The following is a 14,490-nucleotide window of genomic DNA, read 5'->3' on the forward strand; positions in this document are numbered from 1 at the left end:
GGCCAAAGTCGAGGGTAAATCCCTAGCAGCGTAAGCTACCAGTCAGTTTGGCGTCAGACGTCGGTAAGGTTGTCCTCCAATAATCAGTTGCAGCGGCCCGGGCAAGACCCAGGGGCGTGCTTACATTACAGGAGACAACCGCATGGCTACTACAACGACAGCCACCTCCCATGCGCCGATGACCGCCGAAGAAAGGAAGGTCATCTTCGCGTCGTCGCTGGGCACGGTGTTCGAGTGGTACGACTTCTACCTGGCCGGGTCGTTGGCCGTTTTCATCAGCCGGCAATTCTTCTCGGGCATCAACCCGACGGCGGCTTTCATCTTCACGTTGCTGTCGTTCGCGGCGGGTTTCGCGGTGCGTCCGTTCGGCGCCATCGTGTTCGGCCGCATCGGCGACCTGGTCGGTCGCAAGTACACGTTCCTGGTGACCATTACGCTGATGGGTCTGTCGACGCTGGTTGTCGGTCTGCTGCCGGGCTACGCGTCGTGGGGGATCGCCGCGCCGGTGATCTTCATCGCCATGCGTTTGCTGCAGGGCCTGGCCCTCGGCGGGGAATACGGCGGTGCCGCCACGTACGTTGCCGAACACGCACCGCATGGCCGTCGCGGCTTCTACACGTCGTGGATTCAGACGACCGCCACGCTGGGTCTTTTCCTCTCGCTGCTGGTGATTCTCGGCACCCGCACGCTGATCGGTGAAGAGGCGTTTGCCAATTGGGGCTGGCGCGTGCCGTTCGTACTGTCGCTCGTGCTGCTGCTGGTTTCACTGTGGATCCGCATGCAACTGAGCGAGTCGCCGGCATTCCAGCGCATGAAGGCCGAAGGCAAGGCATCGAAGGCGCCGCTCAAGGAGTCGTTCGGTGAGTGGAAGAACCTGAAGATCGTGATCGTGGCGCTTGTCGGCCTGACGGCCGGTCAGGCGGTTGTGTGGTATACGGGCCAGTTCTATGCCCTGTTCTTCATGACGCAAGTGCTGAAGGTCGACGGCAATACCGCGAACATCATGATCGCGCTGGCCCTGCTCATTGGTAGCCCGTTCTTCGTGTTCTTCGGCGCGCTGTCGGACAAGATCGGGCGCAAGCCGATCATCATGGGGGGTTGCCTGATCGCGGCGCTGCTGTACTTCCCGATCTTCAAGGCACTCACGCACTATGCCAACCCGGCCCTGGAAGCGGCAACGGCTCGCTCGCCGATCACGGTGATCGCCGATCCGAACGAGTGCTCGTTCCAGTTCAACCCGGTGGGCACGTCGAAGTTCACGAGTTCGTGCGACATCGCCAAGAGCTATCTGTCTCGCGCCGGCCTGAACTATCAGAACGAAACTGCGCCGGCGGGCACGATGACCACGGTGAAGATCGGCGACAAGGTGATTCCGTCGGTCGACGGCAAGGCGGCCGATGCGAAGGACAAGACTGCGGCATTCGCGGCCGACATGTCCGCCACGCTCAAGGCCGACGGCTATCCACCGAAGGCTGATCCGGCGCAGATGAACAAGCCGATGGTCGTGGTGTTGCTCACGATTCTGGTGATCTTCGTAACGATGGTGTACGGGCCGATTGCGGCGATGCTGGTGGAAATGTTCCCGACGCGCATTCGCTACACATCGATGTCGCTGCCGTATCACATCGGTAACGGCTGGTTCGGGGGCTTCCTGCCGGCCACGGCGTTCGCGATCGTGGCCGCTAAGGGCGACATCTACTCCGGCCTGTGGTACCCGATCGTCATCGCCCTCCTGACGTTTGTCATCGGTATGCTGTTCATCAAGGAAACCAAGGACGTCGACATCTACGCCAACGACTGATGGGGTGACCTGCCGGACAGGTTGAATGGAAACGACAACGCCGGGGCCTTCGGGTCCCGGCGTTGTCGTTTCTGGAACCCGGCCGGCGAGGTTGGACGAGCGACAGCGGCATCTTTTTTGCGATACCCCGCAAAAACATATTGACAGCCCTAGGGGGCCTACCTATAATCTTTCTTCTACGGCGAATTAGCTCAGTTGGTTAGAGCGACGGAATCATAATCCGCAGGTCCGGGGTTCGAGTCCCTGATTCGCCACCAAATTTAAAGCGGCTCCCAGCGATGGGAGCCGTTTTTTTTGGGGGCCTACAAGACCCCCTGCCGACGTTTGGCACCCCAAGCCAAACGTCCCTCACCCGGCCTGTATCAGTCAAAGTCGAACATCTCGAACAGCGACTTCTTCCTGCGTGGACAGTCGTACTGGCGACTTCGATCATCGTCTGCATGGGAGTCGTCGCGATGTCCATGGTCGCGCCGATTCTCATCGGCACCGCCGCTCCCATCCAATGACTCCCGGGCCGCTCAGTGCAACACGCGCGCCTGCTCCGCCTTGCGGCGGGTCTTGGCGCGACGCGTCAGCATGTTCAGCCCCTCGACGAACGCCGAGAATGCCATCGCCGCGTAGATGTAACCCTTTGGCACATGGGACCCGAAGCCTTCCGCAATCAGCGTCATACCGATCACGAGCAGGAACCCCAGCGCCAGCATCACCACCGTCGGGTTCGCCGCGATGAACCGCGAGAGCGGCCCCGCCATGAACAACATCGCCGTCACGGCCGCGATCACCGCAACAAACATGATCGGGATGTGCTCCGTCATACCCACCGCCGTCACAATGCTGTCAATCGAGAACACCAGGTCCAGCACCAGAATCTGCATTACGGCGGCACGCACCGTGATCGTCGCCATCGTGCCGGCGGCCGACGCGTCGTCTCCATGCGCCGACACATCGTCCGTTGCCGACGCCACATGGTGATGCATCTCCTTCGTCGCCTTCCACACCAGGAACAGACCACCCGCGACCAGGATCAAGTCGCGCCACGAGAATCCGTGCCCGAACATCGTGAAGAGCGGCATCGTCAGCTTGGCAATCCACGCCACCGTCCCAAGCAACCCCAGACGCATGATCAACGCCAGCCCGATCCCCATGCGCTGCGCTCTCGCCCGCATCGCCAGCGGCAGTTTGTTCGTCAGGATGGAAATGAAGATCAGGTTGTCGATGCCAAGCACGACTTCCATGACCACCAACGTGACAAGCGCCGCCCACACCGCCGGGTCGGTCGCCAAAGCAAGTAGATAGTCCATATGTGCGCCAGAGTTTCTGTTGGGTTATCGGAGTGTCCACCGCCCGTCGGCCGCAGTCATCTCCCTTCGTTATCCCGCACACAACGCGAGGTGCAGGCTCAGGACAGCATCATCCTCGAACTCGAGCTTCGTAAAAACCAGCTATATACTTCACAATAGTTCGGTTTTTCCGAAGTCCAATCAACATGTTGAACTACCGTCATCTTTACTATTTTTGGGTTGTCGTCAAGGAGGGAGGCTTTGCCCGCGCCGCGGAACGGCTCGACATGGCCGTGCAGACGATCAGCGCCCAGGTGCGCGAGCTGGAGAAGTCACTGGGCCACCAGTTGCTCAAGCCCGCCGGACGCGGCGTCACGATGACAGACCCAGGGCAGGCCGCCTTCCGGCGCGCCGAGGAGATCTTTCGCCTCGGCCAGTCGATTCCCGACGAAGTCCGCGAGGCCGCCAGCGGTCGTGTTGCAAGACTCGCCATCGGGCTGGCCGACGGCATCTCCAAACTGGCCGCGCATGCGATTCTCGCGCCAGTGCTCGATACGCCCTCGCTGCGGCTCGTCTGTCATGAAGGAGAACACGAGCAGTTGCTCGCCGAACTCGCATTGCACAAGCTCGACCTCGTACTGGCAAGCCAGCCCGCCCCCTATAACCCGACGCTGCGACTGTCGAGCGAACGTCTGGTCGCATCGCCGGTCGACTGGTACGGCCCCGCGTCGCTCGTACGCCAGCTCTCGAGAGGCGCGTTTCCTCGGTGTCTTGCCGACGTGCCCGTCCTGCTGCCGACCGGCCATTCGGCGCTACGCGCCCGGCTCGATCAATGGTTCGAGGCACAGGGCATTCGCCCGAACATCATTGGCGAATTCGAAGACAGCGCGCTCATGGCCGTCTTTGCCACGCGCGGCATGGGGGTCTTCCCGCTAAGCGAAGCCGGCGCGGGCGACGTCTCGCTGCTGCGTGGCCTGCGCTGGCTCGGCCGCCCGGCCGATGTCGTCGAGGACATCCACGCCATTCGCTCACGCCGCGGCGAAGGTCATCCGCTCGTGACGCGAATCATCCGCGACATCAGCCCGACGGCCGGTTCTGCTATAAGAACGACTGGCGAGCCCGCCGTGCCGCCATCATCTGCGAGGAAACCTCATGTCGAGTCATAGCGACCAGCGCAAGTTCTTCCACCTCATGCTGTTCGTCGTGACGATCGTGTTCGGGTGGATTCTGTTTCCGCTGTTCGGCGCCGTCTTCTGGGGAGCGATTCTTGCCGTGCTGTTCCAGCCAGTACAGCGCCGCATCCTCGCCCGCCTGCGCGGTCGGCCGAATCTGGCCGCCCTCACCACACTTGCGCTGATCCTGCTCATCGTGATCCTGCCGCTCACGCTCGTCGTGGGCATGCTGACGCAAGAAATCAGCACGGCGCTCGTTCGCTTCCGCACCGATTTGCCGCAACTCACCGTCGCCTTCCAACAGTTGCTCGACCGACTGCCCGCCAGCGTGCATCGGGTAATGGACCTCGCTGGCGTACAGGACGTCAACGCCATCCAGCAAAAGCTTGGCGACGGCGCGGCGCAGATCGGCCGCCTCGTCGCGGTCTACCTGGTGAGCATCGGCCAGAATACGGCGCAACTGCTGGTGAGTTTCGGCGTGATGCTCTACCTGCTGTTCTTTCTGCTGCGCGACGGCACCGTACTCGCCGGGACGGTGCGGCGCGCCCTTCCGCTCGATGAGCGCCACAAAACCCAGCTGATTCGGCAGTTCACCACGGTCGTGCGCGCCACGGTCAAGGGCAACATCGCCGTTGCCGTGGTGCAGGGCATGCTCGGGGGCTTTATCTTCGCCGTGCTCGGCATCCAGGGCTATGTGCTCGCCGCCGTGGTGATGGCGTTCCTGTCGCTGCTGCCCGCCGTGGGCGCGGCCGTCGTGTGGGTGCCCGTGGGGATCTGGTTGTTCCTCTCCGGAGAGATCTGGAAGGGCGTGGTGCTGTTTGCGTTCTGCGGCACGATCGTGAGCCTGGTCGACAACGTATTGCGTCCGATTCTCGTGGGCAAGGACACGAAGCTGCCCGACTGGGTCGTGCTGATCGCCACCCTCGGCGGGATGTCGCTGTTTGGCCTGACAGGCTTCGTGATCGGCCCGCTCATCGCCGCCCTGTTCATTTCGAGCTGGAACATCTACACACGCCTGCGCCACGAGGACAGCGATCAGGCCGACGCGGGGTAAGCGCGGTGGGCATCCGTCAGCGCTTCCGCCCGCGCCCCCCGCACCAGGGTGGCGAGATCGGCCCCGACCTGCGTCATCACTCCGTCCCAGTCATCGCGTTGCGACTGGCGGTGTAGCGTGAGCGACGGATACCAGTCGCTGTCCCGGCGCGACATCTGCCAGCGCCAGTCCGGCGTGAAGCCGACGAGTCCCCAGACAGGTTTGCCCAGCGCCCCGGCCAAGTGCAGCGCCGCCGTGTCCACGGCAATCACGAGATCCATCTGCGCCATGACGGCCGCCGTCTCGGCAAAATCGCTGAGCTTCGCCCCGATGTCATGCACATTGGCATACCGGGCCAACTCGGCTCGCTCGTCGTCTGTCGCGTCGACCTGCAACGAGTAGAAATGCGCGTCGGCACCGAAGACCGGCGCCCAATGCGAAAGCCCCACGTCGCGATGCGCGGGAAACGGTCCCGTGCGCCACACAAAGCCCACCCGCGTCGCGCCTTCCGGCTTCTTGCCGAGCATCGAGCGCCAGATCATCTCGCGTCCCGCGCTCGACCGCAGGTACGGCAACGGGGGCGCGACATCGCCCCCCACTTTCAATAGATGCGGCAGGCTGAGCAGCGGCAATTGCCAGTCGAACGACGGCACCGGCATGTGCTCGCCAAGCACCGTCACCCTGCGCGCGAAGCCGCCCAGCAGCGTCACGAGCGGCGCCTGCACCGACAGCACCACGTGAGCCCCCATTGCAACCAGACGCGGCACGAACCGCACGAACTGCAACGTGTTGCCGAAGCCTGGTTCGCTGTGGACGAACACCGTCGTGCCCGCGAGCGGCGCGCGCCCGTCCCAGAGCCGATCGCTGAAGCGCCGCTGCTGGCCGCCGTCCTGCCAGCGCCACTCGTAGTCATGCCAGCCGTGCTCGAAGTCGCCCAGCAGCAAATTCGTCTGCGCCCGGTTGGTGCGCGCCCCGGCATGCTCCGGTGCGAACTTCACGGCCTCGCGCAGGCATTGCAGTGCCTCGGCGAACGCGTGCCGCTCACGCAGCGCCACGCCAAGGTTCACCAGTGGATCGGGCTGCTGCGGGGCGATGGCGTTGGCCAGCCGGTAAGCGTCGATCTCTTCGTCGTAGCGACCCAGCGCACCGAGCGCGCGGCCGCGGTTGAAATGCGCCTGCCACAGCGCCGGGGCCTTGGCGGACGTGCGCTCGAACCAGACGAGCGCACGCGCGTTGTCGCCCGCCCGCGCCCAGGTCAGGCCAATGGTGTGCATCGTGCCGATCACGTCCGGCGACTGCTGTACCGTGGCCTCGAACAGCGCCTCGGCACGCATCTGGCGCCCAGCCTGGAGACTGGCCATCGCGGCGTCGAAGCTTGCCTGCGCGCCGGGCAGCGGGACGAGTGCGATCAGGCGATCGAAGGCATCGGCGGCCGACTCGAAGGCGCTCGTGCGCAGCGAGACGTAAGCGAGTCCCTCGAGGGCGGGCAGAAATTCGGGGGAGTGTTTCAGTACTTGGCGTAACTCGGCGATCGCCTCGTCGAGCCGGCCGGCGGCACTCAGTTGTCGTGCACGCTCGCAACGCGCGTCTAATGGCGTCGTCATGCGGCGCATCCTTGCTTGTCTTGGAATGAGAGGGAGACGGGCCGGCAAGCCACACGACAACCGGGGCGCATTGCGCCACCGGCCACTGGCGCCGTGGCCCGATCGAGCGGTGCACACTACACGACCGCACGGCGCGAAGCAAGCCGCGGAGCTTGGTCCGCGCCACGCTCATAAAGTTCACCTCTTTCCGGCCTCATTCAACCTCATTTTCCTGCGCACGCCACCGGGGCATCCCATTCGGACGCCGCGCCCCATCGGTGCGGACGCCCCGCGCGCTCGGGTATCACCTATTGAAACCTCGATCTCCCGCAGTGCAACATAAAAACCACAATCCCCCTTGGAAGATCCGGTTTGCCAGCCCGTGACACGGGCTTTAACATCTTTTTACGGGGCAATCTGGTAGCATCCGCTGCCGTCCCTGCGCGCACGCGGCGTCACTGCCGCGCCGCATGCCGACACCGAATCCTGTTATCTGTCCGACTCCTCATCCTCACGAGGTCTTGATGACGCGCGTAGCCCGTCCGTTCATCCCCGCCACTGCGCGACGCCTGCTGCCCAACCGCTGGGACTTCATTGCCTTCCCGCTCATCATCGGTTTCCTGATGGTCAGCTCGTCGGGCATTCGCCAGACCTGGGCCCCGCTGGCCAACCTGCAGACCGAGGTCATCTCGCTCGATCCGGCCAACCTGCCCGAGTACGCATTGCGCACCACGCTGCGCATGCTCGCGGCAATGGTCGCGTCGCTCGTCTTCACGCTCGTCTATGGGACGCTCGCTGCCAAGAGCCGCCGGGCCGAAAAGCTGCTGGTGCCGATGCTCGACATCCTCCAGTCGATACCGGTGCTCGGCTACATCTCGTTTACCGTCACGTTCTTCCTCGCCTTGTTCCCGGGACGCGTGCTCGGCGCCGAATGCGCCGCCATCTTCGCGATTTTCACGAGCCAGGCGTGGAACATGACGTTCTCGTTCTACCAGTCGATGCGCACCCAGCCGCGCGACTTGTCGGAAGTGGCCGTGAATCTGCGCCTCTCGCCGTGGCAGCGATTCTGGAAACTCGACGTGCCCTACTCGATGCCGGGCCTCATCTGGAACATGATGATGAGCATGTCGGGCGGCTGGTTCTTCGTGGTAGCGTCAGAAGCGATCACGGTCGGCGACAAGACTGTCACGCTGCCCGGCATCGGCGCGTATCTCGCCACGGCCATCGTCCAGCGCGATCTGCATGCCGTGGGTTGGGTGATTCTGACGATGGTCGTCGTCATTGTCATCTACGACCAGTTCCTGTTCCGGCCGATGGTCGCGTGGTCCGACAAATTCCGCCTGGAAGACACGGTCTCGCAGTCCGCCCCCGAGTCGTGGGTGCTCAACGTCATTCAGCGCACCCGGGCGATTCAGTTCCTCCTCCGCCCGTTCGGCAAGCTGCTGCGTACGCTCGCGCGCATGCGCATGCCGCTCTCGCTGCCGGCCGCCATCCATTCCGAATCGAAAACCCCGCTCTCGCGGGTGATTGACTGGATGTGGGCCGCGCTGCTGGTGGTGATGGGTGTGAGCGCCGCCTGGAAGATCTGTACCTTCGTGCTGACCGAAGTCGGGGCGTCCGAAGTGCTGCGGGTGCTCGGCCTGGGCCTGATCACGTTGGTTCGCGTGGTGGTGCTCATTGCCATTGCGTCGGTGATATGGGTGCCGCTGGGTGTGCTGATCGGCTTGCGGCCGAAGCTTGCCGAGCGCATTCAGCCGATTGCCCAGTTCCTCGCCGCGTTCCCGGCCAACCTGCTGTTCCCGATCTTCGTGGTGGCCATCGTCCATTTCCACGCCAATCCGGATATCTGGCTCTCGCCGCTGATCGTCCTGGGCACGCAGTGGTACATCCTGTTCAACGTCATCGCCGGTGCGACGACGTTTCCCAACGACTTCAAGGAAGCCGCCACCAACTTCCGCATTCGCGGCTGGCAGTGGTGGCGCCAGATCATGCTGCCGGGCATCTTCCCCTATTACGTGACGGGCGCGATCACCGCGTCGGGCGGCGCGTGGAATGCGTCCATCGTCTCGGAATACGTGCAGTGGGGCGACGACAAGCTTGCCGCGCACGGGTTGGGCGCCTACATCGCCCAGATGACCGAGGCAGGAGACTATCCACGCATTTTGCTGGGCATCGCCGTGATGGCGCTGTTCGTCGTATTGTTCAACCGCTTGCTGTGGCGTCCGATGTACGCCATCGCCGAAAACAAGCTTCGCCTGAATTGAAGGGACCGTGATGCCGAACGATACCCAAACGATTGTCGGAAATGAGATCTTCTCGCTCGCCAACGTCAGCCGCGGCTTCCGCAAGGGCGGCGACGAGCGCCAGGTGCTCGACGGCGTGAATCTGCAACTGCACGAAGGCGAAATCGTCGGCCTGCTCGGGCGCTCAGGCTCGGGCAAGTCGACGCTGCTGCGCATCATCGCCGGCCTGATCCAGCCGAGCGGAGGCGACATCCGCTATCTCGGGCAACCGCTCGAAGGGCCGCCCGAAGGGGTGGCGATGGTGTTCCAGACCTTCGCGCTGTTTCCGTGGCTAACCGTGCTGCAGAACGTGGAAGCCGGGCTGGAAGCGCTCGGCGTCGAGCCGAAGGAGCGTCGCCGCCGTGCCCTCGCCGCCATCGACCTGATCGGGCTGGACGGCTTCGAGAACGCCTATCCGCGCGAGCTCTCGGGCGGCATGCGTCAGCGGGTGGGCTTTGCCCGTGCGCTTGTGGTCAATCCCACCCTGCTGCTCATGGACGAGCCGTTCTCCGCGCTCGACGTCCTCACGGCGGAAACACTGCGTACCGACCTGCTCGATCTATGGAGCCAGCGGCAGTTGCCGATCAAGTCGATCCTGATCGTCACGCACAACATTGAAGAAGCCGTGTTCATGTGCGACCGGATTCTGGTGCTGTCGTCGAATCCCGGGCGCGTGGTCGCCGAGATCAAGGTGCCGTTCCCGCATCGACGCAACCGTCTCGATCCGGCCTTCCGCAAGATGGTCGACGACATCTATGCGCTGATGACGTCGCGTCGCAATGCACACACTACGCAGAAGATGGCGCTGGAGCTGTCGAGCCCGCTGCACGAGGTGTCGACCAACCTGATGGCCGGTCTGCTCGAAGCACTGGCTGGCCCGCCCTACAATGGCCGCGCCGACTTGCCGGAAATCGCACAGACGCTGCTGCTCGAGGTCGACGACCTCTTCCCGGTGGCCGAAATCCTCGACCAGTTGGGCTTCGCGGAACTCAAGGAAGGCGACATTCTGCTGACCCTCGCCGGCAAGCGTTTCGTGGACGTGAGCACGCAAGAGCGCAAGGTGCTGTTCGCCGAACATCTGCTGCGTCACGTGCCGCTCGCGGCGAAGATCCGCGCCGTGCTGCAAGAACGTCGCGGACAACGGGCGCCGCGCGTACGTTTCGAGCAGGAGCTGGAAGATTCGATGTCGGACGATCTCGCGCAGGAAACGCTCGACACCGCCATCAACTGGGGACGTTATGCCGAGATCTTCTCGTACAACGACCACACGGAGACGTTCAGTCTCGAAGACGTGGAAGGCGCGACCTGATCGCCATCCGGCGAGGTCCAGCCGGGAATCCAACGCCGCGCGACTCACTTGAGCGCGCGGCGTTGTCGTTTGTCAGAAAGCGTAGCCCGCGCCGATCATCCAGGTCTGGTTGATCGTCTTCGAATCGGGTTCGTAGGCGTTAACGCCCGGCGAGATCTGCGTGACGCTCGAGCGCCCGTACTGGAAGCGAGACCACTCGTAGCTCGCATTCACGTGGAAGTTGCGCGCGATGGCGTAGTCGAGCCCGAAGCCTGCCACCACGACCGGCTTGTTGCCAAGGCTGAACGTGTTCTGCGAGCCCGCCAGCGTCATCGAGGCACCGACCATCGCCCCCGCGCGGACATCCGCGGTCGCCACGAGTTTCGGTGTGACTTCAAGCTGCCCCATCAGACCGCCACCGATCACGTGGTGGCGATAGCGCTCGTAGAAGCCGTTCGGTTCGCGACTACTGTCGCGAATCCAGTCCCGGTAGCTGTAGCTCAGATACGGGATCACCTGCGCAAACCGGGTGCCAAGTTGGAACGGGATCGCCTTACCGGCCTTGAGCGTGACGTCCGTCGCGGTCGAACGCGTGGTCATCTCGTAATTCGGCTGGACGACGCGGCCCGTCAGGTCTTGCAGATAGCCGCCATAGTCGACGTTGCCATGCGACACGCGTACCGAACCGCCGAAATACAGGTTCGACACGCCGAACAACTGCCGCTGGGTCGATGCCCCCAGCGCGAACGCGGCGGTCGTCCCCCGTTCGGAATCGCTCTTGCCGGGCCCGATGTTCTCCCAGTAATGCAACTGCTGGGCGCCGGCGTCGATCCAGATCTGATTGTTGGCGCGCAGCATGGCTTCCTGCGCATGGACGTTGGCCGCGCACATACCCGCGGCAACGAAGACGAACGCGGCGCGCTTGATAGCGGTTCCGCGGTAGCGGCAAGCGATAGTGCGGCGGGTGCTAGGCGTCATGGCACGTCCCTCCCAGGCGTGATCTCTAAGACGACTCGGCGATGGTCATCGGCGTGACCACCGTTTTCACGCATTGTTTCAGCGCGCGACGCGGCGCGCAAGCACGGAAATGTGGATTCTGCATATGCTTCGCACATCGAGATTCACGTCCTACAAGATATCGAGGTGGGAAACGTCGGCCGGAGGGCCGTGACGATTGGCGGATGCGAAAACGACGCGGGCATTGCCTACGAAAAAACCGTCATCGCTGCGGGAAATGCCACGATGCGACCGTGTCAAAAAGGCCACACGTATTGGTATAGATACTGATTCGCAGTCGTTTTTTCACGGTCGCATAATCGTTGGAGAACCTGCGCGTCATGCACCGGGGGGCGCATCGACGTGATGTCATGCAGGTTCTTTCCGCGGCGAAGACCGTGCATCAGACCCGAGAAGACGCAATATGAGCTACTACCATTCGAAAGACGAAGGCCGTGGGCGGGCCCTCAGCTTTACCCCGGCCTATCGCTGGCGCCGACGCGCCGTTGCGGTAACCTGTGCGGTCGTTGCCGCACTGGCTTACTACGCGGTGCATCATCCGAAGTAAGGTTCTCGGCAATCCCTGCGCGCCATGCAACAAGGCGCGTACGACTCGATATCGCACGCGCCTCGCTCGACCTGTCTTGATTTTCCCGCCAGCCGACTGGCGCGTCACCAGTCCGCCCTCTCGCCTTTCGGCACCCTCATCGCCCCGTCACTGCCCCGTCACGTTTCCCATCAAGCGGCGTGTCCCAAGACCGGCGCATGCCAGTCGAGCGGCACGTTGGCAAGCATGTCGTCGACCATCGCCTCCAGACCGAACGCCGGCTGCCAGGCCCAATCGTAGCGGGCATGGGTATCGTCAAGCGTATGCGGCCACGTTTCGGCGATCGCCTGGCGGAAGTCCGGCGCGTACGTCACGGTGAAGCCCGGCACGCGGCGCGCAATCGCCGCCGCCAGCGTGGCCGGGTCGAAGCTCACCCCGGCCACGTTATACGACGAGCGCACGCGCAGGCGCGAGGCGTCTGCATTCATCAGTTCCAGCGTAGCGCGTACCGCATCGGGCATGTGGATCATCGGCAATGTCGCGTCTTCCTTCAGGAAGCACGTGTATGTCTCGCCGCGCCGCGCCGCCTGGAATATCTCGATGGCGTAATCGGTCGTGCCGCCGCCCGGGGGCGTCTTGTAGCTGATGACGCCGGGATAGCGCAGGCTGCGCACGTCCACGCCGAACTTCGTGAAGTAGTACTCGCACAGTCGCTCGCCTGCCTGCTTGCTGATGCCATACATCGTGGTCGGATCCATGATGGCGAGCTGCGGCGTTTCGACGGCCGGCGTATGCGGACCGAACGCGGCAATCGACGACGGCCAGAACACCCGCAGCCCCTGGCGTTCGCGCGCCAGTTCGAGCACGTTGAGCAGGCCGTTCATGTTGAGCGTCCAGGCCTGGAGCGGTCGCGTCTCGCCCGTCGCCGAGAGCAGCGCCGCCAGATGGAAAATCTGGGTGATGCCGAAGCGCTCGACCAAGGCGGCCAGTCGGGCGGCATCGAGTACGTCGAGCGTCTCGTAATGCACGGCGTGGCGCGACGGCCCCGGTGCGATATCCGTAGCGATGACATTCTCGTTGCCGTACTGCACAGCCAGGGCGTCGACGAGTTCGCTGCCGATCTGCCCGTTGGCGCCAATGATGAGGATGCGTTCCATAGTCAACCTTGCTTGAGGATGCCGAGTTCGTTGCCGGCCTGGGCGAATGCCGCCAGCGCACGCGTCAGGTGATCGCGCGTGTGCGCCGCCGAGAGTTGCACGCGCACTCGCGCCTGCCCCTGCGGCACCACCGGGTAGAAAAAGCCGGTGGCGATCACGCCCAGCTCATAGAGGCGCTGCGCGAAACGCTGCGCGAGCATGGCATCGAAGAGCATGACGGGCACGATCGGGTGCGTGCCCGGCTTGATCGTGAAGCCCAGCGCCGCCACTTCCCGACGGAAGAACGCGGTGTTCTCATGCAATTGCTCGCGTCGCGCCGACGAATGTTCGAGTTCGTCGAACACGGCGAGGGACGTGCCGACGATGGCCGGCGCCAGGCTGTTCGAAAACAGGTACGGGCGCGAGCGCTGGCGCAGCGTCTCGATCACCTCGCGGCGCCCCGCCGTGAAGCCACCCATCGCGCCGCCGAGCGCCTTGCCCAGCGTGCCGGTGATGATGTCGATCTTGCCGAGCACACCGTGATGCTCATGCGTGCCGCGCCCCGTCGGCCCCATGAAGCCGGTCGCATGGCACTCGTCGATCATGATGAGCGCGCCGTATTGCTCGGCCAGCGCCACGATGCGGTCGAGCTGGGCAATCGTGCCGTCCATCGAAAATACGCCGTCGGTGACGATGATGCGATGCCGCGCCCCCGCCGCCGCCTGCAACTGGCGCTCGAGGTCTTCCATGTCGTTGTGCGCATAGCGCAGACGTTGCGCCTTGCAAAGACGCACGCCATCGATGATCGAGGCGTGGTTGAGAGCGTCGGAGATGATGGCGTCCTGCTCGTCGAACAGCGGTTCGAAGACGCCGCCATTCGCGTCGAACGCGGCGGCGTACAGGATGGCGTCTTCCGTGCCAAGGTACGCGGCGATACGGGCTTCAAGCGCCTTGTGCGGACCTTGCGTGCCGCAGATGAAGCGCACCGACGACAAGCCGAAGCCGAAGTCTTCCAGCGCTTGCTGCGCCGCCTTGACGAGCGTTTCGCTGCCCGAGAGCCCCAGGTAGTTGTTGGCGCACAGGTTGATACGCGTCTGACCGTCGTCACACATGACCTCCGGCCCCTGCCGCGACATGAGCACGCGCTCCTGCTTGAAGAGGCCCTGGCTGCGCGTGTCATCGAGTCGTTCGGTCAGTTGGCGGTAGAAGCCCTCGCGGGCCTCCGGGGTATGTGCGGTCATCGTGCGCCTCTCCTCTGGGCAGCCGGTGGCGCCGTTGTACGGCGTCACCGGGGAAATCTGGCGGCATCGGTGGATGCCGACCGGAGCGAAAGCCGGGCAGGCATCGAGCGCTCGCTCTGCTACCATGCAGC

The 14,490-nt window shown here is 63.8% G+C and carries 11 protein-coding genes and 1 tRNA gene; 7 read left to right on the forward strand and 5 right to left on the reverse strand.

The window, feature by feature from the left end; translation table 11 throughout:
- The first annotated feature begins 142 nt into the window (after positions 1-142).
- Together PTE31013_RS06860 and PTE31013_RS06865 are read left to right on the forward strand one after the other, a co-directional pair.
- On the forward strand, positions 143-1,801 hold the full coding sequence (locus PTE31013_RS06860; RefSeq protein ID WP_150612040.1) for an MFS transporter: 1,659 nt from the start codon (positions 143-145) through the stop codon (positions 1,799-1,801).
- A gap of 180 nt (positions 1,802-1,981) precedes the next feature.
- A tRNA-Met gene (locus PTE31013_RS06865) sits at positions 1,982-2,058 on the forward strand.
- A 261-nt stretch (positions 2,059-2,319) separates the two neighbouring features.
- Here the strand turns inward: PTE31013_RS06865 and PTE31013_RS06870 are convergent.
- Complete coding sequence (locus PTE31013_RS06870; RefSeq protein WP_150612041.1) at positions 2,320-3,102, reverse strand: TerC family protein; 783 nt, start codon at positions 3,100-3,102, stop codon at positions 2,320-2,322.
- A 185-nt stretch (positions 3,103-3,287) separates the two neighbouring features.
- Here PTE31013_RS06870 and PTE31013_RS06875 point away from each other — a divergent pair, with 185 nt between their 5' ends.
- The gene (locus PTE31013_RS06875) at positions 3,288-4,247 is read left to right on the forward strand and encodes a LysR family transcriptional regulator (RefSeq protein WP_150612042.1); all 960 of its coding nucleotides are present in this window, start codon (positions 3,288-3,290) and stop codon (positions 4,245-4,247) included.
- Entirely contained in the window at positions 4,234-5,307 is a 1,074-nt protein-coding gene (locus PTE31013_RS06880; RefSeq protein WP_150612043.1) for an AI-2E family transporter, read from the forward strand. The genes PTE31013_RS06875 and PTE31013_RS06880 overlap by 14 nt, the downstream gene beginning before the upstream one ends.
- On the opposite strand, the gene PTE31013_RS06885 is transcribed toward PTE31013_RS06880, so the two are convergent.
- The gene (locus tag PTE31013_RS06885; RefSeq protein ID WP_174978450.1) at positions 5,289-6,890 is read right to left on the reverse strand and encodes a tetratricopeptide repeat protein; all 1,602 of its coding nucleotides are present in this window, start codon (positions 6,888-6,890) and stop codon (positions 5,289-5,291) included. The two genes, PTE31013_RS06880 and PTE31013_RS06885, sit on opposite strands and share 19 nt — an antisense overlap.
- A 503-nt stretch (positions 6,891-7,393) precedes the next feature.
- Between PTE31013_RS06885 and PTE31013_RS06890 the strand changes: the two genes are divergently transcribed.
- Together PTE31013_RS06890 and PTE31013_RS06895 are read left to right on the forward strand one after the other, a co-directional pair.
- On the forward strand, positions 7,394-9,133 hold the full coding sequence (locus tag PTE31013_RS06890; RefSeq protein WP_150612045.1) for an ABC transporter permease: 1,740 nt from the start codon (positions 7,394-7,396) through the stop codon (positions 9,131-9,133).
- Between the two features lie 10 nt (positions 9,134-9,143).
- The gene (locus tag PTE31013_RS06895; RefSeq protein ID WP_150612046.1) at positions 9,144-10,460 is read left to right on the forward strand and encodes an ABC transporter ATP-binding protein; all 1,317 of its coding nucleotides are present in this window, start codon (positions 9,144-9,146) and stop codon (positions 10,458-10,460) included.
- Between the two features lie 72 nt (positions 10,461-10,532).
- On the opposite strand, the gene PTE31013_RS06900 is transcribed toward PTE31013_RS06895, so the two are convergent.
- Positions 10,533-11,417, reverse strand: coding sequence for a hypothetical protein (locus PTE31013_RS06900; RefSeq protein ID WP_150612047.1), 885 nt, complete (start codon positions 11,415-11,417; stop codon positions 10,533-10,535).
- 442 nt (positions 11,418-11,859) lie between these two features.
- On the opposite strand from PTE31013_RS06900, the gene PTE31013_RS24735 reads away from it, so the two are divergent.
- On the forward strand, positions 11,860-12,003 hold the full coding sequence (locus tag PTE31013_RS24735) for a hypothetical protein (protein ID WP_174978451.1): 144 nt from the start codon (positions 11,860-11,862) through the stop codon (positions 12,001-12,003).
- A gap of 170 nt (positions 12,004-12,173) precedes the next feature.
- Here the strand turns inward: PTE31013_RS24735 and PTE31013_RS06905 are convergent, their stop codons facing one another.
- The gene (locus PTE31013_RS06905; RefSeq protein ID WP_150612048.1) at positions 12,174-13,139 is read right to left on the reverse strand and encodes an NAD-dependent epimerase/dehydratase family protein; all 966 of its coding nucleotides are present in this window, start codon (positions 13,137-13,139) and stop codon (positions 12,174-12,176) included.
- 2 nt (positions 13,140-13,141) lie between these two features.
- Positions 13,142-14,359 carry a glycine C-acetyltransferase gene (gene kbl / locus PTE31013_RS06910; protein WP_150612049.1) on the reverse strand — a complete coding sequence of 406 codons (1,218 nt, stop codon included), beginning with the start codon at positions 14,357-14,359 and terminating at the stop codon, positions 13,142-13,144.
- Positions 14,360-14,490: the final 131 nt, after the last annotated feature.

This window comes from Pandoraea terrigena, from assembly GCF_902459705.1.
GTDB classification, from domain to species: Bacteria; Pseudomonadota; Gammaproteobacteria; order Burkholderiales; family Burkholderiaceae; genus Pandoraea; species Pandoraea terrigena.